22 protein-coding genes and 1 pseudogene are annotated in these 25,349 nt (G+C 69.0%); 12 read left to right on the top strand and 11 right to left on the bottom strand.

The window, feature by feature from the left end; genetic code table 11:
- Positions 1–12: 12 nt before the first annotated feature.
- Complete coding sequence (locus G6N45_RS09165; protein ID WP_163721806.1) at positions 13–1,041, top strand: AurF N-oxygenase family protein; 1,029 nt, start codon at positions 13–15, stop codon at positions 1,039–1,041.
- Positions 1,042–1,045: 4 nt separating this feature from the next.
- A complete protein-coding gene (locus G6N45_RS09170; RefSeq protein ID WP_163721807.1) occupies positions 1,046–2,719 on the top strand; it encodes an FAD-dependent oxidoreductase in 1,674 nt (557 codons plus the stop codon).
- 6 nt (positions 2,720–2,725) lie between these two features.
- Here the strand turns inward: G6N45_RS09170 and G6N45_RS09175 are convergent, their stop codons facing one another.
- The 4 genes from G6N45_RS09175 to G6N45_RS09190 all read right to left on the bottom strand — a co-directional run bounded on the left by G6N45_RS09175 (position 2,726) and on the right by G6N45_RS09190 (position 5,818).
- The gene (locus tag G6N45_RS09175; RefSeq protein ID WP_163721808.1) at positions 2,726–3,502 is read right to left on the bottom strand and encodes a bestrophin-like domain; all 777 of its coding nucleotides are present in this window, start codon (positions 3,500–3,502) and stop codon (positions 2,726–2,728) included.
- A gap of 55 nt (positions 3,503–3,557) precedes the next feature.
- Entirely contained in the window at positions 3,558–4,010 is a 453-nt protein-coding gene (locus G6N45_RS09180; RefSeq protein WP_163721809.1) for a VOC family protein, read from the bottom strand.
- 78 nt (positions 4,011–4,088) lie between these two features.
- Complete coding sequence (locus G6N45_RS09185; protein WP_163721810.1) at positions 4,089–4,703, bottom strand: maleylpyruvate isomerase N-terminal domain-containing protein; 615 nt, start codon at positions 4,701–4,703, stop codon at positions 4,089–4,091.
- The gene (locus G6N45_RS09190) at positions 4,700–5,818 is read right to left on the bottom strand and encodes a citrate synthase 2 (RefSeq protein ID WP_163721811.1); all 1,119 of its coding nucleotides are present in this window, start codon (positions 5,816–5,818) and stop codon (positions 4,700–4,702) included. Before G6N45_RS09190 ends, G6N45_RS09185 begins: the two co-directional genes overlap by 4 nt.
- 94 nt (positions 5,819–5,912) lie before the next feature.
- Here G6N45_RS09190 and pdxH point away from each other — a divergent pair, with 94 nt between their 5' ends.
- The 6 genes from pdxH (at position 5,913) to G6N45_RS09220 (ending at position 11,926) form a co-directional block, all read left to right on the top strand.
- Positions 5,913–6,542 carry a pyridoxamine 5'-phosphate oxidase gene (gene pdxH, locus G6N45_RS09195; RefSeq protein WP_163728102.1) on the top strand — a complete coding sequence of 210 codons (630 nt, stop codon included), beginning with the start codon at positions 5,913–5,915 and terminating at the stop codon, positions 6,540–6,542.
- Entirely contained in the window at positions 6,542–7,813 is a 1,272-nt protein-coding gene (locus G6N45_RS09200) for an MFS transporter (protein ID WP_163721812.1), read from the top strand. Before pdxH ends, G6N45_RS09200 begins: the two co-directional genes overlap by 1 nt.
- Before the next feature lie 74 nt (positions 7,814–7,887).
- On the top strand, positions 7,888–8,538 hold the full coding sequence (locus G6N45_RS09205) for a TetR family transcriptional regulator (RefSeq protein ID WP_163721813.1): 651 nt from the start codon (positions 7,888–7,890) through the stop codon (positions 8,536–8,538).
- 100 nt (positions 8,539–8,638) lie between these two features.
- Positions 8,639–9,943 (top strand): citrate synthase, encoded by a 1,305-nt coding sequence (locus tag G6N45_RS09210; protein WP_163721814.1) that lies wholly within the window; start codon positions 8,639–8,641, stop codon positions 9,941–9,943.
- A gap of 125 nt (positions 9,944–10,068) precedes the next feature.
- On the top strand, positions 10,069–11,523 hold the full coding sequence (locus G6N45_RS09215) for an MFS transporter (protein WP_163721815.1): 1,455 nt from the start codon (positions 10,069–10,071) through the stop codon (positions 11,521–11,523).
- Positions 11,513–11,926, top strand: a complete 414-nt coding sequence (locus tag G6N45_RS09220) for a MarR family winged helix-turn-helix transcriptional regulator (protein ID WP_163721816.1) — start codon at positions 11,513–11,515, stop codon at positions 11,924–11,926. Before G6N45_RS09215 ends, G6N45_RS09220 begins: the two co-directional genes overlap by 11 nt.
- On the opposite strand, the gene G6N45_RS09225 is transcribed toward G6N45_RS09220, so the two are convergent.
- The 3 genes from G6N45_RS09225 to G6N45_RS09235 form a co-directional block, all read right to left on the bottom strand.
- Positions 11,923–12,912 carry an IS481 family transposase gene (locus tag G6N45_RS09225; protein WP_163721817.1) on the bottom strand — a complete coding sequence of 330 codons (990 nt, stop codon included), beginning with the start codon at positions 12,910–12,912 and terminating at the stop codon, positions 11,923–11,925. The two genes, G6N45_RS09220 and G6N45_RS09225, sit on opposite strands and share 4 nt — an antisense overlap.
- Before the next feature lie 106 nt (positions 12,913–13,018).
- Positions 13,019–14,587, bottom strand: a complete 1,569-nt coding sequence (locus tag G6N45_RS09230; RefSeq protein ID WP_163728105.1) for a phytoene desaturase family protein — start codon at positions 14,585–14,587, stop codon at positions 13,019–13,021.
- Positions 14,584–14,832: a DUF2630 family protein gene (locus G6N45_RS09235; protein ID WP_163721818.1), complete on the bottom strand. Its 249-nt coding sequence runs from the start codon at positions 14,830–14,832 to the stop codon at positions 14,584–14,586. Before G6N45_RS09235 ends, G6N45_RS09230 begins: the two co-directional genes overlap by 4 nt.
- Before the next feature lie 89 nt (positions 14,833–14,921).
- On the opposite strand from G6N45_RS09235, the gene G6N45_RS09240 reads away from it, so the two are divergent.
- Complete coding sequence (locus G6N45_RS09240; protein WP_048419756.1) at positions 14,922–15,284, top strand: FKBP-type peptidyl-prolyl cis-trans isomerase; 363 nt, start codon at positions 14,922–14,924, stop codon at positions 15,282–15,284.
- Positions 15,285–15,350: 66 nt separating this feature from the next.
- On the opposite strand, the pseudogene G6N45_RS28450 reads toward G6N45_RS09240, so the two are convergent.
- The 4 genes and pseudogenes from G6N45_RS28450 to G6N45_RS09265 all read right to left on the bottom strand — a co-directional run bounded on the left by G6N45_RS28450 (position 15,351) and on the right by G6N45_RS09265 (position 19,480).
- A pseudogene (locus G6N45_RS28450) lies at positions 15,351–16,484 on the bottom strand (IS30 family transposase).
- 86 nt (positions 16,485–16,570) lie between these two features.
- Positions 16,571–17,914: a HAMP domain-containing sensor histidine kinase gene (locus tag G6N45_RS09255; RefSeq protein ID WP_163721819.1), complete on the bottom strand. Its 1,344-nt coding sequence runs from the start codon at positions 17,912–17,914 to the stop codon at positions 16,571–16,573.
- 36 nt (positions 17,915–17,950) lie between these two features.
- Positions 17,951–18,661, bottom strand: coding sequence for a two-component system response regulator PrrA (prrA, locus tag G6N45_RS09260; protein ID WP_163728108.1), 711 nt, complete (start codon positions 18,659–18,661; stop codon positions 17,951–17,953).
- Between the two features lie 69 nt (positions 18,662–18,730).
- A complete protein-coding gene (locus G6N45_RS09265; RefSeq protein ID WP_246228931.1) occupies positions 18,731–19,480 on the bottom strand; it encodes a potassium channel family protein in 750 nt (249 codons plus the stop codon).
- An 87-nt stretch (positions 19,481–19,567) separates the two neighbouring features.
- Between G6N45_RS09265 and G6N45_RS09270 the strand changes: the two genes are divergently transcribed.
- From G6N45_RS09270 to G6N45_RS09280, 3 genes are read left to right on the top strand one after another with little or no spacing between them, the layout of a single operon-like run.
- Positions 19,568–21,556 carry an ABC transporter ATP-binding protein gene (locus tag G6N45_RS09270; protein ID WP_163721821.1) on the top strand — a complete coding sequence of 663 codons (1,989 nt, stop codon included), beginning with the start codon at positions 19,568–19,570 and terminating at the stop codon, positions 21,554–21,556.
- A complete protein-coding gene (locus G6N45_RS09275; RefSeq protein WP_163721822.1) occupies positions 21,549–23,453 on the top strand; it encodes an ABC transporter ATP-binding protein in 1,905 nt (634 codons plus the stop codon). The genes G6N45_RS09270 and G6N45_RS09275 overlap by 8 nt, the downstream gene beginning before the upstream one ends.
- Complete coding sequence (locus G6N45_RS09280) at positions 23,450–25,270, top strand: ABC transporter ATP-binding protein (protein ID WP_163721823.1); 1,821 nt, start codon at positions 23,450–23,452, stop codon at positions 25,268–25,270. Before G6N45_RS09275 ends, G6N45_RS09280 begins: the two co-directional genes overlap by 4 nt.
- Positions 25,271–25,349: the final 79 nt, after the last annotated feature.

A 25,349-nucleotide genomic window follows, 5' to 3' on the forward strand; every position in this document is an offset into this window, starting at 1 on the left:
TGGAGGCTCACAATGGCTGTCAAGGAAGCGCGCACGAAGATCGTCCGGCGCTGGCGCAAGAACATGGACGTCTTCGACGACGCGGAGTACGTCAACACGCTGCAGACCCTCTCCGAGGGATCGGTGCGGCGCAATTTCAATCCCTACACCGACATCGACTGGAACTCGCCCGAGTTCGCCGTGACCCCGGACGACGAGCGCTGGATCCTGCCCGCGACCGATCCGATCGGCAAGCACGAGTGGTACCGCTCGCAATCGAGGGAACGGCAGATCGAGATCGGCATGTGGCGGCAGGCCAATGTCGCCAAGGTCGGTCTGCACTTCGAGTCGATCCTCATCCGCGGCCTGATGGAGTACGCGTTCTGGACGCCGAACGGGTCGCCGGAGTACCGCTACTGCCTCCACGAGGCGGTCGAGGAGTGCAACCACACCCTGATGTTCCAGGAGATGGTGAACCGGATCGGCGCCGACGTGCCCGGGATGCCCAAGCTGCTGAAGTGGATCCAGCCCACCATCCCCCTGGTCGCCGGTCCGCTGCCGATCCCGTTCTGGTTCGGCATCCTCGCCGGCGAGGAGCCCATCGACCACACGCAGAAGAACGTGCTGCGCGAGGGCAAGGCGCTGCACCCGATCATGGAGCGCGTGATGGCGATCCACGTCGCCGAGGAGGCCCGGCACATCTCGTTCGCGCACGAGTATCTGCGCAAACGCGTCCCGCACCTTCCGCGCCGTAAACGCTTCTGGCTCTCGCTCTACGTTCCGGTGGTGATGCGGGTGCTGTGCTCGGCGATCATCGTTCCGCCGCGGGCGTTCTGGAAGGAATTCGACATTCCGCGCTCGGTGCGCAAGGACATCTTCTTCTCCTCGCCGGAGTCCCGCCAGATGCTGCGCGACATGTTCGGCGATGTGCGGATGCTGGCTCACGACACCGGTTTGATGAACCCGGTGGCCAAGCTCGTGTGGCGGATGTGCCGGATCGGCGGCCGCCCCAGCCGGTACCGCAGCGAGCCGCAGCGCGAGCACCTGGCCTCGGTCGCGTAGGCGCATGCCCCATGTGATCACCCAGTCGTGTTGCAGCGACGGGTCCTGTGTCTTCGCGTGTCCGGTCAACTGCATTCATCCGTCGCCGGATGAGCCGGGCTTCGCCACCGCCGAGATGCTCTACATCGACCCGGTGGCGTGCGTGGACTGCGGCGCGTGTGTGTCGGCCTGCCCCGTCGGCGCGATCGCCCCCGACACCCGGCTGACCGCCGAGCAGTTGCCGTTCGTCGAGATCAACGCCGGTTTCTATCCCGAGCGGGAGGGCAAGCTGCCGCCGACGTCGAAGCTGGCGCCGGTTCCGGACGCGCCCGCCGTGGCGGCCCGCCGCGGGGGACCGCTGCGGGTGGCGATCGTCGGCTCCGGGCCCGCGGCGATGTACGCCGCCGACGAACTGCTCACCCAGCGCGGCGTGCAGGTCAACGTCTTCGAGAAACTGCCCACGCCCTATGGCCTCGCGCGCGCAGGCGTCGCGCCCGACCATCAGGCCACCAAGCGGGTGACGACACTGTTCGACACCATCGCCGCCCGCCGGGACTTCCGGTTCTACCTCAACGTCGAGGTGGGATCGGACCTCACCCACGACGAGCTCCTCGAGCACCACCATGCGGTGCTGTACGCGGTCGGCGCGCCCACCGACAAGCGCCTGGACGTCGACGGCATGGATCTGCCGGGAACCGGGACGGCCACCGAGATCGTGGCCTGGTACAACGGGCACCCCGAGTTCACGGACCTCTCCGTCGATCTGAGCGGCGAGCGGGTGGTCGTCGTCGGCAACGGCAACGTCGCCCTCGACGTCGCCCGCGTGTTGACCACCGATCCGGATGCGTTGGCGCGCACCGACATCGCCGATCACGCTCTGGCCGCGCTGCGCGCCTCCCACGTCCGGGAGGTGGTGATCGCCGCCCGGCGGGGGCCCGCCGCCTCGGCGTTCACCCTGCCCGAGCTGATCGGCCTGACGGCGCGCTGCGACGTGGTGCTCGACCCGGCCGACCACCAGCGGGTGCGCGAGGATCTCGCGGCCGCCACGGATGCGCTGACCCGGAACAAGCTCGAGATCCTCGCCAAGCTCGGCGATTCCACCGCGCCGATCACCCGGCCCCGGATCCGGCTGGCGTACCAGCTCACGCCGCGCCGGGTGCTGGGACCGACGCGGGTGACGGGCATCGAGTTCGAGGTGACCGGCTCCGATCAGATGCAGCAGCTCTCCGCGGGGCTGGTGCTGACGTCGATCGGCTACCGCGGCATGCCGATTCGCGGACTCCCGTTCGACGACACCGCGGCCGTGGTGCCCAACGACCGCGGCCGGGTCACGGACGCGGGCACCCCGGTGCGCGGCAGCTACGTCGCCGGCTGGATCAAGCGCGGACCGACGGGCTTCATCGGAACCAACAAGTCGTGCGCGGCGCAGACGGTGCACGCCCTTGTCGACGACTACAACGCCGGTCTGCTGACCGATCCGATGCACAAGCCCTCGGCGCTGCCACGGTTCGTGCGCGGCAGGAAACCCGCGGTCGTCGACGCGGTCGGCTGGAACGCGATCGACCGCGCCGAGGTGGCACGCGGTCAGGGCACCCGCCCGCGCGCCAAGTTCACCTCGGTGGACGAGATGCTGCGCGCTGCGGCCGAGGCCCCCGCCGAGCCCGTGCACCGGCGGCTGCTGGCCGGCCTGATGCGCTGAGCCGACCTACTCGGACCAGTCGGCCAGCACGTTGACGAACGGGGTGGGCTGCACCGACAAGGCGCCCACGTAGGGATGCTCGAGCGCGAAGATCAGATACATGACGAACGCCAGCAGCGACGCCGTCAACCCTACCGCCAGACCGTGCACCAGCAGATCCCGGGTGCCGAACAGATAGGTGAACAGCATCAGGACGGCGCCGCCGCCGACGAGCAGCACCCACAACTCGGCGGGCACCGAGGCGTCGCCGGTCGACACCCGAAGCTTGCGGTTGGCGCTCAGATCGTTGAGCCGCACGATCGCGTGGTCGAAGAACGCGATCTCGTTGCGGGTCTCTGGCTGCACCTTCAGGTAGGCCTGCCAGACGTTGTTCAGCGCGTCGGACTGCTCGGCGATGGTCTCGCCGTGCCGCATCCGCGGGAACTCGTTGTCGATGACATCGCGGGAGTAGGCGACCAGGTTCTGCTGCACCTCGCTGCGGTACGCGGTGGGCAGTGCGTCCGAGTCGCGGAGCAGGTCGGCGACCGCCGATGCCTCCATGCTGCTGGCGTCCTCGGCATTGCCGAACTGCTCCCACACCACCACGACGACGAACGCGACGAGCACCGCGTACAGCACGCCGGCGACCTGAAACACCGCGCTGGACACCGGATTCGCCGATTCCAGCCGGGTGTGGGACACCACCTTCCGGAACAGGACCAGACCGCCGACGGAGATACCCACGAGGACCGCGATCCAGATCAGGCCCAGGACGGGTGGGGGGAACTGCAGCAGCCAGAGCACAGCCCAGTATCACCGCGTGCGTCGCCGCCGCCGGGCAAACACACCGGCGAGCGGGCTAACTGCCGCTGCTCATCTGTGCTGCGATGTCGTTGACGTCGACGTCGCGCACCGATTCGGCGAGCGCCCAGTGGTGCCCGAACGGATCGCGCACCACGCCGTAGCGATCCCCCCAGAACTGATCCTCGAGCGGGTTGACGACAACCGCGCCCGCGTCGAGCGCGCGCTGGAAGCGGCCGTCGACGTCGGCCCCGTGCAGATGCAGCGTGACCGGCGTGCCGCCGAGCGCCTTCGGGGTGCTCGACTTTCCGTCGTTGTACTCGGGGAAGTCGTCGTTGAGGAACACCATCGAGCCGTTGATCCGCATGCACGCGTGCATCAGCTTGCCGTCTGGCCCGGGCAGGCGCACCATCTCCTCGGCGCCGAACGCCGTGGTGTAGAAGTCGAGCGCCGCGGCCGCGTCGTCGACGACGAGGTGCGGAACCAGCATCGGGGTGTTGTCGATCGCCATGGGGTCTCCTTCGCTGCGTGATGATGGCCGGGTGGCTGTCGATGCTGACCGGGCCGCCACCGGAAACTCATCGGCGCGTCAGACCACCGAGAACCCGGCGGGCAACGCGGTGCGTCCGGTCAGCGCCATCAGCAGCGCGGGCCCGCGATCCAGTTGCACGCCGATGCGCGCGGCCAGCGCCGCGGCCTCGGCCAGCACCTCACGGGGCGGTGTGCGGTCCGCTTCGACCACGGCGGCGATGTCCAGACCGTGCACCGCGATCTCGAAGGTCCGCGTCGGCAGGTAGGTGCTCAGCCGCAGACCCAGGCCGCCGATCACCTCGATGAGCGGGTCGTCGGCGGCGTCGATCTCACCGAGCACACGCTCGACGAGCCCGTCGATCGTCGCGACCGGATCCGGGCCGAGGTCGCGACCCGCCTGACGGCCGCGCTCGACGATCGCGGCGGCGCCCATCCCCGCGGCGTAGTCGTTGATGCGGACGTAGTAGTCGGCGGGCTCGGTGACGTCCTCGCGCTGCGCGGGGGCCCCCAGGTAGGTGCTCACCGTGATCAGCGACCGTGACGTGTGCCCGACGAGGTCGCGAACCGACCACTCGCCGAGTCCCGCATCGTTCCACCGGTGATCGGGTACGTCGCGCACCAGTGACGCGAAATACCTTGCCGCCGAAGCGAAGACGGCCCGCGGGTCGGTCATGGCCGGGTCAGCTGGTCCCAGCCCTCGACCGACTGGGGGCTGCGCGGCGCCGGCCCGACGTAGATCGCCGACGGCCGCACCAGCTTGCCCAGCCGCTTCTGCTCGAGGATGTGCGCGCACCAGCCGGCCGTGCGGCCACACGTGAACATCGCGGGCATCATCGTCGGCGGCACCTGGGCGAAGTCGAGGATGACGGCCGCCCAGAACTCGACGTTGGTCTCGATCGCGCGGTCGGGCCGGCGTTCCCGCAGCTCGGCCAGGGCGGCCTGCTCGAGGGCCGCGGCGACCTCGAAGCGCGGCGCCTCGAGCCGCTTGGCCGTCGCCCGGAGCACCCGGGCCCGCGGGTCCTCGGCCCGGTACACCCGGTGTCCGAAGCCCATCAACTTCTCGTCGCGGTCGAGGATGCCGCGGACCACCGCGCGCGCGTCCCCGGTCCGCTCGGCCTCCTCGATCATCGGGATCACCCGCGCCGGGGCACCGCCGTGCAGCGGCCCGCTCATCGCGCCGATCGCGCCCGACAGCGCGGCCGCCACGTCGGCGCCCGTCGACGCGATCACGCGGGCGGTGAACGTCGACGCGTTCATGCCGTGCTCGGCGGCGCTGACCCAGTACGCGTCGATGGCCTCGATGTGCCGCGGATCGGGGTCCCCCTGCCAGCGGGTCATGAATCGCGCTGTGACCGTGTCGCATTCATCGACCCTGCGCTGTGGCACAGCGGGCTGGTAGATGCCGCGGGCGGACTGCGCGACGTAGGACAGTGCCATCACCGACGCCCGTGCCAACTGGTCGCGCGCGGTCTGGTCGTCGATGTCCAGCAGCGGTCGATACCCCCAGATCGGGGCGAGCATGGCCAACCCGGCCTGCACGTCGACGCGGACGTCGCCGCTGTGGATCGGCAGCGGGAACGGTTCGGCGGGCGGCAGACCGTGCCCGAACCGGCCGTCGACCAGCAGGCCCCACACGTCCCCGAAAGTCACCCGGTCGCCGACCAGGTCCTCGATGTCCACGCCGCGATAGCGCAGCGCGCCGCCGTCCTTGTCCGGCTCGGCGATCTCAGTCTCGAACGCCACCACGCCAGCCAGTCCGGGAGCGAAATCCTTCGGCACCGCAGTCATGCGGTGATTGTCGCATCACCGCCTGTGGCTGCTGCCGACGGTTGCGCTCGGCGCGTAGCGTGATCGCGTGGGCACATCTGACGACCTCGCCCGGATGCGGGTGGAATACGGCTCGGTGGAGAAGGACGGCAGCTCCGATCTGGACGTGGACTGGCTCGACGTCGGATGGGTGGCCCTGCTGAACAGCTGGTTGGCCGACGCCGGGGAGGCCGGGGTGGCCGAGCCCAACGCGATGGTGGTCGGCACGGTCGACGCCGAGGGAAGACCCGTCACACGGACCGTGTTGTGCAAGAGCGTGACCGAGTCGGGCATCACGTTCTACACCAACTACGCCTCCGCCAAGGGCGAGCAACTGGCCGCGCAACCGTATGCGTCGGTGACGTTCCCGTGGTTGGCTCTGGGCCGGCAGGTGCATCTGCGCGGCCCGGTGACCAAGGTGCCGACCGCGGAGACCGCCGACTACTGGGCCAAGCGGCCGCGCGGCTCGCAGCTGGGGGCGTGGGCGTCGGCGCAGAGCAGGCCCATCGCATCGCGGGACGCGTTGCGAGGCCAACTCGCCCAGGTCACCGAGCGGTTCGCCGACACCGAGACCGTCCCGGTACCCCCGCACTGGGGCGGCTACCTGATCGCACCCGATGAGGTGGAGTTCTGGCAGGGCCGGGAAAACCGGCTGCACAACAGGATTCGGGTCCGCAGCGGGCTCGTCGAGCGCCTCCAGCCGTAGTGGGCCGGCTCTTCGCCGACACCACACCCCTGCAGGCCCCCGACTTCCGGCGGCTGTGGCTGGCCGGGATCGTCACCGTCATCGGCGCGAACCTGACGATCTTCGCCGTCCCCGTCCAGCTGTACACGCTCACCCAGAACTCGCTCTACGTCGGATTGGCCGGGCTGTTCGCGCTGGTGCCCCTGGTGGTGTTCGGGCTGTGGGGTGGCGCCTGGGCCGACGCGATGGATCGGCGCCTGCTGCTCGTCATCACCTCGTGCGGGCTGGCCCTGTCGTCGGTGCTGCTGTGGCTGCAGTCCGCGCTGGGGCTGAACAACGTGTGGGTGGTGCTCAGCCTGCTCTCGGTGCAGCAGGCCTTCTACGCGGTGAACTCGCCGACCCGCTCTGCGGCCATTCCCCGCATGCTGCCCGGGGGCCAGTTGCCCGCCGCCAACGCCTTGAACATGACCGTGATGCAGTTCGGCGCGATCGCCGGCCCGCTGTTGGCCGGGGTGATGCTGCACTGGGTCGACCTGTCCGCGCTGTATCTCATCGACGCGATCACCTGCCTCGCGGCGGTCTGGGCGACGGTCCGGATGACCCCGATGCCGCCGACGGTGACCGGTGACGGCGCCTCCGGCTACGGGCCGGCCGCGGTTCTCGACGGTTTCCGCTACCTGGCGGGCAATCGGGTGGTGTTGATGTCCTTCGTCGTCGACCTGATCGCGATGATCTTCGGGATGCCGCGGGCCCTGTTCCCGCAGATGTCGCACGAGAGCTTCGGCGGCCCGGTACAGGGCGGAACGACGATGGCGTTGCTCGCCGCCGCGATGTCGGCGGGTGCGGTGGCCGGCGGAATCTTCTCCGGCTGGCTGCCCCGGGTTCAGCGTCAGGGGCTGGCGGTCGTGGTCGCCATCGTGGCGTGGGGCGTGGCGATGGTCGGCTTCGGCGTGGTCGGCGGCGCGGCGCACGGCACGGCGGGCGCGATGCTGTGGATCGCGTTGGCCTGCTTGGCTTTCGGGGGTGCCGCGGACATGGTGTCCGCGGCGTTCCGGTCGACGATCCTGCAGGAGGCGGCGTCCGACGAACTGCGCGGCCGGTTGCAGGGCGTGTTCACGGTGGTCGTGGCCGGCGGCCCCCGGCTGGCCGACGCGGCGCACGGAGCGGTGGCGGCCGCGGTCGGGACGACGGTCGCCGCGGCGGGAGGGGGCGTGCTGGTCGTGATCGGTGTGGTGCTCGCCGTCGTGGCGGTGCCCGCGTTCGTCCGCTACCGGGTGGCGCGGGTGCTCTGACCCGGCGGTGCCGGCAACTGTCGGGCGACGTCAGTTCGACCTCCCCGCCGTACCGAACGGACTACCATCCGAACGTGGTCGAAGTCAGAGGGGAGCCTGTCCTGGGCTTGCGCGAGCGCAAGAAGCGCCGCACGCGGGCCACCCTGATCGACGCCGCGGCCGGGCTGTGCGACCGCCAGGGTTTCGACGGCACGACCGTCGACCAGATCGCGGCGATCGCCGACGTCTCTCCCCGCACCTTCAGTCGCTACTTCTCCACCAAGGACGCCATCGCGCTGGCCCTGATCGACGAGGTGCTCGACCGGGTCGCTGCCGAGCTGGTTCGTCAGCCGCCGGAGCTGTCCCACTTCGAGGCGCTGCGCCGCGCCTACGTCGCGATGGCGCTGAGCACCAAGTCGGCGCCGGTGGGTGTGCTGTCATCGGAGCGGTTCATGCAGATCCTGCGGATCCTGGTCTCGTCGGGCACGCTGCAGCAAGCCGCCGTCGATTTCCGCGGGAACCCGGTCGATGTCGCCGTGGCCGCCCGGATGGGCACCGCCGTGGATGACCGCCGGGTCAAGCTGATGGCCGCGGTGTGGGGCGGCATCCTGATGACGGCGCTGCGCGAACTCGCTCAGGACACGACGGCGCTGCGCGGCGTCCGGGTCGACGACGCAGTCGCCGCGTTCGAGGTGACCTACGCCGACTTCATGGTTGAGATCGCGGGGCTCGGGCAACACGTCTGATGCTCTCGTCAGCGACCCCCGCGGGCGTGCGCACGGGAATGGGACTACCTTCTGTAGTCAGATTCCGATTCCCGATAGACCCGAGACCGAAGGGATCCCAGTGGCCGATAACGCCGAAGCCGGGAAAGAGCACGCCACCCTCTCCTACCCCGGCGGCGAGCTGGAACTCGACATCGTCAAAGCTTCTGAGGGCGCGGACGGCATCGCGCTCGGATCGTTGCTGGCAAAGACCGGCTACACCACGTTCGACGGCGGATTCGTCAACACGGCGCCCACCAAGAGCGCGATCACGTACATCGACGGCGACGCCGGCATCCTGCGGTACCGCGGCTACCCGATCGAGCAGCTCGCGGAGAAGTCGACGTTCATCGAGGTCAGTTATCTGCTGATCTACGGCGAGCTGCCGACCGAGGAGCAGCTCGAGAAGTTCACCACCCAGATCCAGCGGCACACGCTGCTGCACGAGGACCTCAAGCGGTTCTTCGACGGCTTTCCGCGCAACGCGCACCCGATGCCGGTGCTCTCCAGCGCGGTGAACGCGCTGAGCGCCTACTACCAGGACTCACTGGATCCGTTCGATCCCCAGCAGGTCGAGCTGTCGACCATCCGGCTGCTGGCCAAGCTGCCGACCATCGCCGCCTACGCGTACAAGAAGTCCGAGGGTCAGCCGTTCCTCTACCCCGACAACTCGCTGACGCTGGTCGAGAACTTCCTGCGGATGACGTTCGGGTTCCCCGCCGAGCCCTACGAGGTGGACCCCGAGATCGTTCGGGCGCTGGACATGCTGTTCATCCTGCACGCCGATCACGAGCAGAACTGCTCGACCTCGACGGTGCGGCTGGTGGGCAGCTCGCAGGCCAACCTGTTCACCTCGATCTCCGGCGGCATCAACGCGCTGTGGGGCCCGCTGCACGGCGGCGCCAACCAGGCCGTGCTCGAGATGCTCGAGAAGATCCGCAAGGGTGACGACGACGTCGCGACGTTCGTCAAGAAGGTGAAGAACCGCGAGGACGGTGTGAAGCTGATGGGCTTCGGGCACCGCGTGTACAAGAACTACGACCCGCGCGCCCGCATCGTCAAGGAGCAGGCCGACAAGATCCTCGGCAAGATCGGCGTGCAGGACGAGCTGCTCGACATCGCCAAAGAGCTCGAGGAGATCGCGCTGACCGACGACTTCTTCGTCGAGCGCAAGCTCTACCCGAACGTCGACTACTACACCGGCGTGATCTACCGGGCCATGGGCTTCCCGACGCGGATGTTCACGGTGCTGTTCGCCCTGGGCCGGCTGCCCGGGTGGATCGCCCACTGGCGTGAGATGCACGGTGAGCCGAACAAGATCGGCCGGCCGCGGCAGATCTACACCGGCTACACCGAGCGCGACTACGCCGACATCGGCTCCCGCTGACTCCGTCCCCTTTTTCGCCCAAACCAACGTTCGGGCGGGAAATGGCGAGTGATCTTCGCCATTTCGTCGAGTTCGATGCGCTTCCCGGCTTGCGATCATGACAGTTGTAGTTTCACAATAGTTGTGTGAATGAAACTGTCGGCACGCTCACGCCGAGACGCAAGACCATCGTGCTGGTGTCCTGCTGTCTGAGCCTGCTCATCGTGTCGATGGACGCCACGATCGTCAACGTCGCGATTCCCGCCGTCCGCACGGATCTCTCGGCGTCACCGGCGCAGATGCAGTGGGTGGTCGACATCTACACGCTGGTGCTGGCCTCGCTGCTGATGCTGGCGGGCGCGACCGGCGACCGCTTCGGCCGCCGACGGGTGTTCCAGACCGGCCTGGTGCTGTTCGCGGTGGGATCGCTGGCCTGCAGCCTCGCCCCCACGATCGACACGCTCATCGGTGCCCGCCTGCTGCAGGGCATCGGCGGGTCGATGCTCAATCCCGTTGCGCTGTCGATCATCTCGCAGATCTTCGTCGGCCGACAGGAGCGGGCGCGGGCCCTGGGGGTGTGGGGTGCCGTGGTCGGCATCTCGATGGCGCTCGGCCCGATCGTCGGGGGGCTGCTCATCCAGACCGTGGGCTGGCGCTCGGTGTTCTGGATCAACCTGCCGATCTGCGCCGCCGCCCTGCTGCTCACAGCGATCTTCGTGCCCGAGACCAAGTCGGCGACCATGCGCAACGTCGACCCGATCGGTCAGCTGCTGGCGGTCGTCACGCTCTTCGGCCTCGTCTACACGCTGATCGAGGGCCCGGTGCTGGGCTGGACGCACGTCCGGGTGGTCGGCGTCGCCGTCGTCGCGGCCGTCGCGCTCGCGGCGTTCCTGCGCTACGAGTCCCGCCGCCACGACCCCTTCCTGGATCTGCGCTTCTTCCGCAGCATCCCGTTCACCTCCGCGACCGTCTCGGCGGTCAGCGCGTTCGCCGCCTGGGGCGCCTTCCTGTTCATGATGTCGCTGTACCTGCAGGGGGAGCGGGGTTACTCCGCGATGCACACCGGCCTTATCTACCTGCCGATCGCGGTGGGCGCGCTGGTGTTCTCCCCGCTGTCGGGTCGGCTGGTTGGGCGCTTCGGGGCCCGCCCGTCGCTGGTGATCGCCGGCGTGCTGATCGCCGCGGCGTCGACGATGCTGACGTTCCTGACAGCCTCGACGCCGGTGTGGTCGCTGCTGGTCGTCTTCGCGGTGTTCGGCATCGGGTTCTCGATGGTCAACGCCCCGATCACCAACGCCGCCGTCGGCGGGATGCCGCTCGACCGGGCCGGTGCCGCCTCGGCGGTGACGTCGACGAGCCGCCAGGTCGGCGTCAGTATCGGTGTCGCACTGTGCGGTTCGGTCGCCGGATCGGCGATGACGATGGCGGTCGCGGATTTCGCCGCGGCCGCCCGGCCGCTGTGGTTCGTGTGCACCGCCCTCGGACTGGTCATCCTCGCGCTGGGACTGTTCTCCACGTCGCCGCGGGCGATGCGCTCGGCCGAGCGGTTGGCGCCGCTGATCGCGGGAACACCGAACCGGGAGGACGCGCATGTCCGGTGACGGCCTGGCCGACGCGGTGTGGCGGGACCTGTCGTCGCTGGTGATGGATCACCGCGACGGCTGGAAGCGGGCGGTGGTCGAGCGCTCCGGGTTGCCGTTCAGCAGGATCCGAATTCTCAAGCGGCTCAGTCGGACCCCGATGACTGTCAAGGAACTCGCCGCCGCGGCGACCATCGACGCGCCCGCGGCGACCGTCGCAGTCAACGACCTCGAGGAACGCGGGCTGGTGGTGCGTGAGGTGAACCCGCAGAACCGACGCTGCAAGGTGGTGTCCCTGACCGACGCGGGGCGGGAGGTGGTGCGCACGATCGACGCTGTCCGGGACCCGGCACCCGAGGTTCTCACCGCGCTGGACGACGCCGACCTGGCCACACTGCGCGCCCTGCTCGACAAGCTGACCTAGCTGTACTGACCTGAGAGGTTAGGTACGCGGCTGGCGGGTGGTTGGCCGCCGAGTGCGGTGTGGCCGCGGTGGTGATTGTAGGCGTGCAGCCAGATCGGGAATTGCTCGCAGCGTTGGGCGTCGCTGGTGTAGAGGCGGGCGTAGGCCCATTCGTCGGCCAGGGTGCGGTGGAATCTCTCGACCTTGCCGTTGGTCTGCGGTCGGTATGGGCGGGTGCGCCGGTGTTCGATGTCGCCGAGAGCGTCCCGGAAGGCATGGGATCGGTAGCAGGAGCCGTTGTCGGTCAACACTTTCCGCACTGTGATGCCGCACTCTGTGAACCAGGCGTCGGCGCGTCGCCAGAATGCTGCGGCGGTCTCTTTGCGTTCATCACTTAGCAATTCGGAGTAGGCCAGCCGAGAGTGCGCGTCGATCGCGGTGTGCAGGAAGTGATAGCCCCGCCGGGGATTGCGGTATTGCGTCATGACCGCGCTGCTCTTGTCAGCCTGGCGATTGGCCCTGCCCACAGCGCGGCCCAGCATGCGCCAGCCACCGCCGGCGGGAATCTTGCCGAGCTTCTTGACGTCGATGTGCACCAATTCCCCACACCCGGTGGTTTGGATGCGCCGGATCACTCGGCCGGTAGGTCGGTCCAGCCACCGCAGCTTGGCCACCCCGTAGCGGCTCAGTACCCGATGCACTGTCGAGGGATGAATGCCCAGCTGATAGCCGATGCGGGCCGGTCCCCAACGGCGCAGCACGCGGATTTTGATGATGCGCCGCTCTGTGCGGGTCGGTGTCTGATTCGGGCTGTGGTGCGGCCGAGAGCTGCGATCGACCATCCCAGCCGGACCCAACTCCCGGTATCGGCTCGCCCAGCGGGCCGCCGTAGTCACCGCGACCTGAAACCGTTCGGCAGCCCGGCGCAGCGACCAGCCGTCCTCGACGACGCAGCGAGCCAGCCTCAGACGACCGGTTTCGGACAAGGGGGCATTACGGTGGGACACGAAGACCTCCGGTGAATTGGTGCGTTCCTAGACAGCTCGCACTTCACTCGGAGGTCTTCGTCATGTCACCACGCCACGCCGTACCTAACGTCCGTGGTCAGTACACCTAGCCCTCGAGTACCGCCATCGCCGCGTTGTGCCCGCCGATCCCCGAGACGGCGCCACCGCGGCGAGAACCCGATCCGCACAGCAGGATTCGCTCGTGGCGGGTGGCGACACCCCAGCGCTGCGCGGGCGTCGCGAGAAGGTCGTCGTCCTCGGCGAACGGCCACGACAGCGCCCCGTGGAAGATGTTGCCGTTCGTCATGCCCAGCGCATCCTCGAGATCCGACGTCGTCTTGGCCTCGATGCACAGCCGGCCGACCGCGTCCTCCATCAGCACGTCCTGAATCGGTTCGGCCAGCACTGAGTTCAGCGAGGTCAGGGCCGCGGAGGTGAGCGCGTCGCGCATCCGGCCGGGCGTGCCCGACGCCATCAACCCGTGCGGTGTGTGCAGTCCGAACACCGTCAGCGTCTGCGCGCCGGACTCGCGCAGTTCGTCGGACAGAATCGTCGGATCGGCCAACGAGTGGCAGTAGATCTCGCACGGAAGTGGTTCGGGCACAGCGCCGCCGGCGGCCTGCCGGTAGGCGGACTCGAGCTGGCCGTAGCTCTCGTTGATGTGGAACGTCCCGCCGAAAGCCTGCTCCGGGGCGACGCTCTCGTCCCGCAGTCGCGGCAGCCGGCGCAGCATCAGGTTCACCTTCACCTGCGCGCCGGGCGCGACGTCGGGGGCGTCCTCGCCCAGCAGGCGCGCCAGCACGGCCGGCGTGACATTGGCCAGGACCCGGTCGGCGACCACCCGATGCTCGGCACCGCCGCGCCGGAAGTGCACCTCACCGTCGGGGGTGACCGACTCCACCTCGGCACCGGTGACGATGTCGGCCCCGAAACCGGCCGCGGCCGCCGCCAGCGCGCCGCTGACCGCACCCATCCCGCCGATCGGCACGTCCCAGTCACCGCTGCCGCCGCCGATGAGGTGGTAGAGGAAGCACACGTTCTGCCGCAGCGACGGGTCGTCGAGCGCCGCGAACGTGCCGATCAACGCGTCGGTGGCCATCACCCCGCGCACGAGATCGCTGTGCACCGCGGACGTGATCGCCTCGCCGATCGGACGGTCGACCATCGCCCGCCACACCGCCTCCGCGTCGGTGCCGCCTGCGGCGATGACGTCGCGGCGCATCTGGGAGCGGGTGCGCAGCGGCTGGGTCAGCGTCGGCCAGACATGCGTCGTGACGGTGCGGCAGCGCCGGTAGAACTCGTCGAAGCCCGCCTCGTCGGCCGCGGCGCCGACCGCGCCGAACGTCGACTCCGGCCCGACCAGCAGTCCGGTGCGGCCGGCGGTGGCCGGGTCGGGGGTGTAGGACGAATACCGCCGCCGCACCAGCCGGATCCGGGCGCCGAGATCGTCGACGATGCGCTGCGGCAGCAGGCTCACCAGGTAGGAGTACCGCGACAGCCGGGCGTCGATGCCGTCGAAGGCGTGCGTCGACACGGCGGCGCCGCCGACATGGTCGAGGCGTTCCAGCACGCGCACGCGACGGCCCGCCCTGGCCAGGTAGCCCGCGGCCACCAGACCGTTGTGTCCGCCGCCGACGATGACGACGTCGGCGCGGGTGTCGGTGCGGCCGCTCAGTTCAGGTAGCCCTCGACCTCGTCGGCGGGGCGGACCTGGGCGGCAGCGGGGTCGCCACCGGTCTCGCGCAGCGCGCGGCGCTGGCGCAGCAGATCCCAGCACTGGTCGAGCTGGACCTCGACGGCGCGCAGCCGCTGATGCTCTTCGGACTCGTCGATCTCGTGATGCTGCAGCTTCTCGCGGAGTTCCTTCTCCTCTGCGACGAGCTGGTTCACCTGAGCGAGGATTTCTTCGTCTTTGGCCACGGCTACCAGTGTGCCTCCCCGCGCGATCTGATGACGGGGTGGGCGCGACCCCGCCAAGCGCGACGCCCCGGCGGTCTAGGGTGAGCGGCATGGCTACCAAACCCGAGATCGACTTTCCCGAAGGCCCGCCGCCCACCGAGCTCGTGATCGAAGACCTCGTCGTGGGCGACGGTCCGGAGGCGGTGCCGGGTGCCAACGTGGAGGTGCACTACCTCGGCGTCGAGTTCGACACGGGCGAGGAGTTCGACAGTTCCTGGAACCGCGGTGAGTCCATCGAGTTCCCGCTGCGCGGCCTCATCCAGGGTTGGCAGGACGGCATCCCCGGCATGAAGGTCGGCGGCCGCCGCAAGCTGACCATCCCGCCGGAGCAGGCCTACGGCCCCGCCGGAGGCGGGCACCGGCTGTCGGGCAAGACTTTGATTTTCGTCATCGACCTGCTCGGCACCCGCTGACCTTCCCGCCGAAACTGTATTCCGCGCGACCAGAACGCCCTCAAAGTCAAGTGGTCATGACAACGGTTAGGCCGCTTGGCTAATCAGTGCGGCCATGCGTTGGGCGGGTGTGTCGAGGTCCAGAGTGGGTCTGGGTCTGCTGTTGAGTTTGGCGGCGATGATTTTGAGGTCGTCGGGGGTGTAGGTGCTCAGATCTGCGCCCTTCTCAAACCAGTGGCGGAGCAGCCGGTTGGTGTTCTCGTTGGTCCCGCGCTGCCAGGGCGAGTGCGGGTCGCAGAAGTACACCGGCGCTTGTAGTTGTAGCGAAATGTCCTGCCAGCCAGCCATTTCGCTGCCCCTGTCCCAGGCCACGGATCGGCGCAGATGATGGGGCAATTCGCTCATGGCTTCGATCATGGCTGTGGCCACCGTTTCGGCGTGGTGATCGAGCGGCAGGTGCAGCAGGATCGTGAAGCGGGTGCTGCGTTCGACCAGTGTCCCGATCGCGCTGGCGCCGCGCGCGCCGATGATCAGGTCGCCCTCCCAATGCCCGGGCACGGCCCGGTCAGCGGCCTCGGCGGGTCGTTGACTGATGGTGATCACGTCGGTGAACTTGCCCCGTCGTTCGGTCTGCGTGCGGGGTTTGCGCACTGCCCGATGTGTGGACAGGCGTTTGGACAGATCTGCGCGCAACTGGCCACAGTCTGGAGAGAGGCTTTGCTTTCGGCTCACCTGTCATCATCGGCGTCAACACCGTCGAGATCAGCACTCCATCCGTCGACGTCAAGTGACACAACCGGCGATTGTCGGCAGCTTTGGGTCGGCGGGCCCGCTCGGCAGCACGGGTATCGGCCATGGCGTGATAATCAGCCGGTTTCGTTGCACCTCGCGCCATATGACCGAGCGATCCCGGCCCAGCCGGCGTCCAATCGCGGCGTAACTGAGGCCTGCGTCGAGGCCCCGCATGATTTCCACCCGCTCGGCGGCATCGAGGCGATGCCCTCGTCCGCCGATACCCACAGGATTGCCAACAGCGGCCACACCGCCCAGGCCACAGCCACCTTTACGTAGTTTCACCCCGCCAGCGTGGCGCCACCACAGCCAACCGGTCCGTCGCGCCACGCCGACGTTCACCGAGGCTTCCGTCGTGGTCATCCCACGACAGACCAGGTCGAAAAATTCTCGCTTGACCGAACGACCAACAGCTACCCCAGAGGGCATCGCAACTCCTCAAATCACAGAATGTTGCGTTGACCGTATGAATCCGCCGCCGGAAACAGCACGCGGAATACAGTTTCGGCGGAAAACTAGCGCGGGCCCGGGAGGCGCAGCAGCAGTCGCGCCCCGCCGAGTGGGCTCGCCTCCAAAGACGCTGTGCCGCCGTGCAATTCGGCCTGCTGCGCCACCAAGGCCAGCCCCAGGCCCGAGCCCGAGTGCGACGCCGTGGAGCCGCGGGAGAACCGCTCGAACACGACCCTGCGCTCCTCCTCGGGCACCCCGACGCCGTCGTCGTCGACCGCGATCTCGACCCCTGCCCGCGAACTGACCGCCGAGAGCTGCACGCGGGTGGCGCCGCCGTGCTTGACCGCGTTGGCGATCGCGTTGTCGACCGCCAGGCGCAGGCCGGCGGGCAACCCCACGATGATCACCGTCGGCGCCGGCACCAGGGACACCTCGAGATCGGGATAGACGCGCATCGCGTCGTGGGCGGCCCGGTCGAGCAGTTCGGTGATGTCGACGGGAACGTGATCGTCCTCGGTGGACAGTTCCCCCTGCGCGAGCCGCTCCAGCGCACCCAGCGTCGCCTCGATGCGCGTCTGGGTGCGGATCACGTCGCCGACGACCTCCTTGCGCTGCTCCTCGCCGAGATCCAGCGTCGCGAGCACCTCGAGGTTGGTGCGCATCGCGGTCAGCGGGGTGCGCAGCTCGTGCGCGGACACCGACGCGAAGTCGCGCGCCGATGCCAGCGCCGCCTTGGTCCGGCCCTGCTCCTCCCAGACGCGCCCGACGAGGCCCTTGATCGCGTCGGCGATCTCGACGGCCTCGGTGGCGCCGCGGATGTCGATGTCCGGTGCCTCGTCGCCGGCGTCGATCTGCCGGGTCTGCTGCGCCAGCCGTTTGAACGGGCGCACCGCGAACGCCGCGAGCAGCCAGCCGCCGAACGTGGCCGCACCCACGGCCAGCGTGCAGATGATCAGCACCCGACGGTGCAGGTTGTTGGTGTCGGTGATCGTCGCGTCGTAGGTGGCGCCGACGGCGACGGACATCGGTTCCAGGGTGGACAGCTGCACGGTGCGCACCCGGTAGCGCACCCCGTCGACGTAGGTGTCGGCGTAGCCGGGCTCCAGCTCGGGCAGCACCACCTTGCTGTTCGAGGTCACCTGTCCGTCGCCGCGCCGCACGGTGATCACGGCGTCCTGGTCGTTGGGCGACGGGGGGATCTCGTCGAGGCCGCGCGGCAGGAACGGGATCGCGAAGCCGGCCGCCTCGTCGAGGCGACGGTCGAGGCGCTCCTTGCGGTCCTGGGTGATGCCGACCCACACGACGGTGCCGACGATGCCGACGACGATCGCCGCGGCGATCGCGGTGGCGAACGCGACCCGCGTGCGCAGCGACGGTGTGCGCCGGAAGATGCGGGACACGACGATCATCGTCGTCGGTTCTTCGCGCGAGCGCTCATCACGTGTCTATTGCTGACGAAGGACGAATCCGACGCCGCGGACGGTGTGCAGCAGGCGCGGGGCGCCGTTGGCCTCGAGCTTGCGCCGCAGGTAGCCGATGAAGACGTCGACGACGTTGGTGTCGGCGGCGAAGTCGTAGCCCCAGACCAGTTCGAGCAGCTGCGCGCGCGACAGCACCGCGGTCTTGTGTTCGGCCAGCACGGCCAGCAGGTCGAACTCGCGCTTGGTCAGGTCGACGTCCACCCCGTCGACGCGGGCGCGCCGGCCCGGGATGTCGACCTCGAGCGGGCCGACGGTGATGGTCTCCGACGAGAACGTCGCCGTGGATCCGCGCCGGCGCAGCAGCGCCTTCACCCGGGCCACCAGCTCGGCCAGCACGAATGGCTTGACCAGGTAGTCGTCCGCGCCGGCCTCCAGCCCCGCGACGCGGTCGTCGACCGAGGACCGCGCCGACAGCACACAGACCGGAACGTCGTTGTCCATCGCGCGCAGCGCGGTCACCACGGACACGCCGTCGAGCACCGGCATGTTGATGTCGAGCACGATCGCATCGGGGCGCGTCTCTGTAGCGCTGCGCAGCGCCTCGGCGCCGTCCACGGCGGTGAACACGTCGAAACCGGACAGCCGCAGGCCGCGCTCCAGAGAGGCGAGCACGTCGGGATCGTCGTCGACCACGAGCACCCGGGGCGAGCCCACTCCACTGTCCATGCCCGCAATCTTGCCTGATGCGAGCCCCGAGCTGGGGGACCCTGGCTGCTGCCATGCGCGGTGTCCGCGCGGGGCACGCTACCGGCTGGCCTCGCGGGTTTCGCTACGCAGGCGGCGGACGTCTTCACGCAGCTCGTTGATCTCGCTGAGCAGCGCGTCGACATGCGCGGTGGTCACGGCCCGGCCCTGCTCGTCATCGTCGGACACCCGCTGCACGATCCACGACGCCAGCGTCGCCGTGATCGAGCCGACCAGGCTGATCCCGCCGATCATCAGGAACACGGCGATGACCCGCCCGGTGGTCGTGACCGGCGTCAAGTCGCCGTAGCCCACGGTGGTGATCGTGGTCACCGACCACCACAGCGCCTGACCGAAGTCGGTGATGTGCGCATCCGGTTGGCCGCGTTCGGCGTCGAGGACCGCCAGGGAAGCGACGAAGACCAGCAGCAACGCGCCCGAGACTGTGTAGAGCACCACCCGTCCCCGGATGGCGTCGCCGACCGCACGCTGCAGCACCGCGATCAGAGTGACCAGTCGGAGCAGCCGCAACGGCCGCAGCATCGGCAGCACGACGATCGCGAGATCGAACAGGTGTCGGTAGAACCAGCGCCACCGGTTCGGCGCCAGGGACAGCCGGACAACGTAGTCGATCACGAAGGCGAGCCAGCTAAATCCCGTGACCAGCCCCAGTGTCCACGCCGCCGCACCCTGAGGCTGCGCGAGCACGCCGACCGCGTAGGCGGCCAGGAAAAGCACCGCCACCCCGGCCAGCGGCAACTCGGTCCGACGCTGCCAGCTCTCCAGTCTCGCCTGTCTTGACTCGGTCACAGCAACGAAAGTTACCCGCCTGAGCATGACCGAACCCGCGCGGGAAGCCTTTGACCTCACCCATTGTTGAGGTTCTACGGTGATGAGATGAGCTTGGAAACGGTTGCCCGGCAGTCGCTGTACCGGCAGACCCATGCCCGGGGCGGTGATCTGCGTTCGCTGGCGGACCGTCGGCTGTTGGCGCGGATCTGGCGGTTCGCCGGCAGGCACCACCGCATGTTGTGGGTGTTCCTGCTGGTCAGCGTCGTCAGCTCGGTACTGACGGTCGCGACGCCGCTGCTGGCGGGCCGCGTGGTCGACGAGATCACAGGCGAGGGCACCGTAGGGGTGGTCGCGCTGCTGGCGGCGGTGATCGCCGCGGTGGCGGTCGCCGAGGCGGCGATGTCGCTGCTGACCCGGTGGCTGTCGTCGACGATCGGCGAGGGGCTGATCCTGGACCTGCGAACCGCGGTGTTCGACCACGTGCAGCGGATGCCGGTGGCTTTCTTCACCAGGACCCGCACCGGCGCGCTGGTGAGCCGCCTGGGCAACGACGTGATGGGCGCGCAACGGGCCTTCTCCGACACGCTCTCAGGGGTGGTGTCCAACGTCGTCACGCTGACGCTGACGCTCGCGGTGATGATCAGCATCTCGTGGCAGGTGACGCTGGTGTCGCTGGTGCTGATGCCGCTGTTCCTGCTGCCGGCCCGGCGCATCGGATCGGCGATGGCCAAGCTCTCCCGCGAAGCCGCGGCCCACAACGCGACGATGAACACGCAGATGACCGAGCGGTTCTCCGCGCCCGGCGCCACGCTGGTCAAACTGTTCGGGGACACCGGCGTCGAATCGCGGGAGTTCGCCGTACGGGCGGGCCGGGTCCGCGACATCGGCGTGCGCACCGCGATGCTGCAGGCGACGTTCATGAACTCGTTGACGTTGATGTCGGCGCTGGCGCTCGCGCTGGTGTACGGGCTCGGCGGCGCACTGGCCCTGGGCGGTCAGATGCAGGCCGGCGCGATCGTCTCGCTGGCGCTGCTGCTGACCCGGCTGTACGCACCGCTCACCGCGCTGGCCAATGCCCGCGTCGAGATCGCCACCGCGCTCGTCAGTTTCGAGCGCGTCTTCGAGGTGCTCGACCTGGTGCCGCTGATCCGCGAACGCCCCGACGCCGTCGCGATCCCCGACGGCCCCGTCACCGTCGAGTTCGACGACGTCCACTTCTCCTACCCGGCCGCCGACAAGGTCTCGCTGGCGTCGCTGGAGGAGGTCGCCGAACTGGACGACCGCGGCGGCGACGAAGTGCTGCACGGTATCTCGTTCACCGCGCACCCCGGCCAGATGGTCGCGCTGGTGGGGTCGTCGGGGGCCGGGAAGTCGACGACGGCGTCGATGCTGGCCCGGCTCTACGATGTCGATTCCGGCGCGATCCGGCTGGGCGGCGTCGACGTGCGTGACGCGACGTTCGCCTCGCTGAAGCAGACCGTCGGGATGGTCACCCAGGACGGGCACCTCTTCCACGAATCCATCCGGGCCAACCTGGCGCTCGCCGCTCCGGAGGCGACGGACGCCGAGATCTGGGAGGCGCTGCGGCGTGCCCGGCTCGACGAAGTCGTCGCCGACATGCCCGACGGGCTCGACACCGTCGTCGGCGAGCGCGGATACCGGCTTTCCGGCGGTCAGCGGCAGCGGCTGACCATCGCGCGGCTGCTGCTGGCCGCGCCGCGGGTGGTGGTGCTCGACGAGGCGACGGCGTCGCTGGACTCGGAGTCGGAGGCAAAGGTGCAGCAGGCGCTGGCCGAGGCGCTGGCCGGCCGCACGTCGCTGGTGATCGCGCACCGGCTCTCGACGATCCGGGCCGCCGACCTGATCCTCGTCGTCGAGGACGGCCGCATCGTGGAGCGCGGCACGCACACCGAGCTGCTGGCGCGCGGCGGCCGCTACGCCGAGCTGTACCGCACCCAGTTCGGCCACCAGTCCACCTCGGACCGCCGAACGTGCATTCCGGCAGGCCCGCACTCACACGTGCGCTGCCGGAATGCGAGTTCGGCGGAGGAGTTAACCGCTTGCCAGCAGTGGGAAGATCTCCTCAGTGGCTGACATCGGAGACAACGCGTTGCGCGCGGCGCCCGCGATCGCGCCGCCGCCCCGACGGGTGAGGCCGAGCTCGGACCTGTGGCGGATGCTGCCCTACCTGCTGCCGTACCGCGGCCGGTGGATCCTGATGTTCACCGTCGCCTTCGCGAGCCTCGCGGCGACCGTGACGATCCCGCTGATGACCAAGGCCGTCATCGACGGGCCGGTCCGCCATCAGGATCAGCAGGGGCTGTGGACGCTGGGCGCGGCGGCGATGGGGGTCGGCATCGCCGAGGCGGTGCTGTGGTTCATCCGGCGATGGCTGGTGGCCCGCGCGACGATGGGCGTCGAGGCCGACATTCGCAAAGACCTCTACGCGCGGCTGCAGATCCTGCCGATGTCGTTTCACGGCCGCTGGCAGTCGGGCCAGTTGCTGTCGCGGATCATGAACGATCTCAGCACGATTCGACGCTTCATGTCGTTCGGCCTGACGTTCCTGATCCTCAACGTCCTGCAGATCACCGTGGTCACCGCGATCCTGCTGGCGATGTACTGGCCGCTGGGCGTGGTGGTGCTGGTGTCGATCATCCCGATCACGCTCACCGTGCTGCACTTCCAGCAGGAGTACACCCGGCTGTCGCGACAGGCGCAGGATCAGGCCGGGCACGTCGCCACCCACGTCGAGGAGGCCGCGCTCGGGCTGCGGGTGGTGAAGTCGTTCGGCCGCGAGGACTACGTCTACGACCGGTTCGACGAACAGCTCACCGACCTCTACGAGACCCAGGTGAACCGGGTCACGGTGTCCGCGAAATTCTGGACGCTGCTCGAGATCATCCCGAACCTGACGCTGATCCTGGTGCTCGGCTTCGGCGCCTACGCCGCCGGGCACGGGTACGTGACGATGGGCACGCTGGTCGCGTTCATCACGATGATGCTGTCGCTGGTCTGGCCGATCGCGTCGCTGGGCTTCCTGCTGTCGATGACCCAGGAGTCGTTCACGGCGGCCAATCGCATCGCCGAGATCTTCGACGCGCCGCGCGAGATCACCGACGGTCCGCGCGAGCAGAGCCCGCGCGGCGGCCGCCTCGAACTCGTCGACGTCGGATTCCGGTTCCCGGACTCCGAGGACTGGTCGCTGCGTCATGTCACCGTGACCGTCGAGCCGGGGGAGACGCTCGCGCTCGTCGGCGCGACCGGATCCGGCAAGTCCGTTCTGGTGGGCCTGCTGTCCCGGCTGTACGACGTGACCGAGGGCGAGATCCGCATCGACGCACAGGACATCCGCGAGCTCAGCCTCGACGCGCTGCGGCAGGCGGTCGCGACGGCGTTCGAGGACCCGACGCTGTTCTCGATGTCGGTCGCCGAGAACCTAGCGCTCGGCCGTGCCCCAGACAATCCAGCGTCCGAGGACGAGCTGCGCCAGGCCGTCGAGGTGGCCGCCGCGCAGTTCGTCTACGACCTGCCCTACGGCCTGGACACCCGCATCGGCGAGCAGGGCATGAGCCTGTCCGGCGGTCAGCGGCAACGCCTTTCGCTCGCCCGGGCGATCCTGGCCGGCCCCCGCATCCTGGTGCTCGACGACACCCTGTCGGCACTCGACGTGCACACCGAGGCCGTCGTCGAGGAAGCGCTGCGCCGCGTCCTGCACGCGGTCACCGGCGTCGTGGTGGCCCACCGCGCGTCGACCGTGCTGCTCGCCGACCGGGTCGCGCTGCTGCAGAACGGCACCATCACCCACGTCGGCACCCACGCCGAACTGCTGGCCGAGGTGCCCGAGTACCGCTATCTGCTGGCCGCCGACGACGAACTCGACGACGGGTGCGAGCGCGAGACGGACTGGGCGGGTGAGCCATTGGCGCTGCCCGACGACGACGATCGTCGCCCGACGCTGGAGCGCGAGATCCTGGAGCGACGGCCGTGACCACACAGCCCGACTGGCGCGGCCGGTTCGACGAACACGACGATCTGCCGATCGACGAGTCGGTGCCGCGCCGGCGCGAGGCGCGGGCCCTCCTCGGCTCGCTGCTGCGGCCGTACCGCTGGACGGTGTTGGCGCTCGCTCTCGTCGTGGTGGTGGAAAACATTGCGCGCCTATCGGTTCCGCTGCTGGTGCAGAAGGGCATCGACAACGGGATCCCCCCGCTGCTCGACGGCGGCTCGCCGCGCACGCTGATGGTGATCGTCGGGGTGCTGTGCGTCGTGGTGCTCGTCCAGGCGAGCGCCCGGATGTTCTTCCTGCGCAGGTCGGGCCGCATCGGCCAGCGCGTGCTGCGCGAACTGCGCAGGCGGGTGTTCCGGCATTTCGGCCGGCTCGACATCGCCTTCCATGACCGCTACACCTCGGGCCGCGTGGTGAGCAGGTCCACCAACGACGTCGAAGCGATCCAGGACATGCTGGAGACGGGTTTCGACAGCCTGATCACCGCGGTGCTCACGCTGTTCGGCACCTCGGTACTGCTGATCACCCTGGACACGAAGCTGGGGCTGATGTGCCTGGCCGCGTTCCCGGTGCTGGTGGCGCTCGTGGCGTGGTTCCACCGCGAGTCGTCGCGGATCTACCGCGAGGTGCGCGAGATCTCCGCGCTGGTGATCGTCCAGTTCGTCGAGACCATGACCGGCATCAAGGCGGTGCAGGCCTATCGCCGCGAGCCGCGCAACCAGCAGATCTTCGAAGACATCGCCGACCGCTACCGGGTGATCAACGAGAAGACGTTCAAACTGCTCGCGATCTTCATGCCGGGCGTGAAGCTCGTCGGCAACATCACCACGGGCGTGGTGCTGCTCTACGGCGGCTACCGGGTGCTGCACGGGCAGATGACGATCGGCACGCTGGCCGCGTTCCTGCTGTACCTGCGAATGTTCTTCGAACCGATGCAGGAGATCTCGCAGTTCTTCAACACCTTCCAGTCGGCATCGTCGGCGCTGGAGAAGCTCGCCGGAGTGCTGGCCGAGAAGCCTGGTATCGCCGATCCGGCCGAGCCGGTCGAGCTCGAGTCGGTGCGCGGTGAGATCGCCTTTCACGACGTGCGCTTCGAGTACGTCCCCAACCGGCCGGTGCTGCCGGACCTCGACCTGGTGGTGCCGGCAGGCCAGACCGTCGCGCTGGTGGGAACCACGGGCGCGGGCAAGACCACGATCGCCAAGCTGGTCACCCGGTTCTACGACCCGGTCGCGGGCAGCGTCTCTCTCGACGGAGTCGACCTACGCGACCTCCGGCAGACCGATCTGCGTCGTCACGTCGTGATGGTCACCCAGGAGAACTTCATGTTCGGCGGCACGGTCGCCGACAACATCCGCTTCGGGCGGCCGGGCGCCACCGACGAGGAGGTGGGGGCGGCGGCCCGGGCCGTCGGCGCCGACGGTTTCATCGACGCGCTGCCGGAGGGTTACGACACCGATGTCGCCAAGCGCGGCGACCGGCTGTCGGCGGGGCAGCGGCAGCTGGTCGCGTTCGCCCGGGCGTTCCTGGCCGACCCCGCGGTGCTGATCCTCGACGAGGCCACTTCCTCGCTGGACATCCCGAGCGAGCGGATGGTGCAGCGGGCGCTGGAGACGGTGCTGGCCGAGCGCACCGCGATCGTGATCGCGCACCGGCTCTCGACGGTGCAGATCGCCGATCGGGTGCTGGTACTCGAGCACGGCCGCATCGTCGAGGACGGCTCGCCGGAGGAGCTGACGGCGCGCGCCGACGGACACTACGCGGCGCTGCACCGCTCATGGGTGCAGTCACTGGCCTGACATCGCGCGGGCCGCGCCATAGGCCCCAGCCGCCGAGACTGCGCGGAGATCGCGATCGCGACGCGAACGACGATCTGCC

The sequence above is a fragment of the Mycolicibacterium psychrotolerans genome (genome assembly GCF_010729305.1).
Taxonomy (GTDB): domain Bacteria; phylum Actinomycetota; class Actinomycetes; order Mycobacteriales; family Mycobacteriaceae; genus Mycobacterium; species Mycobacterium psychrotolerans.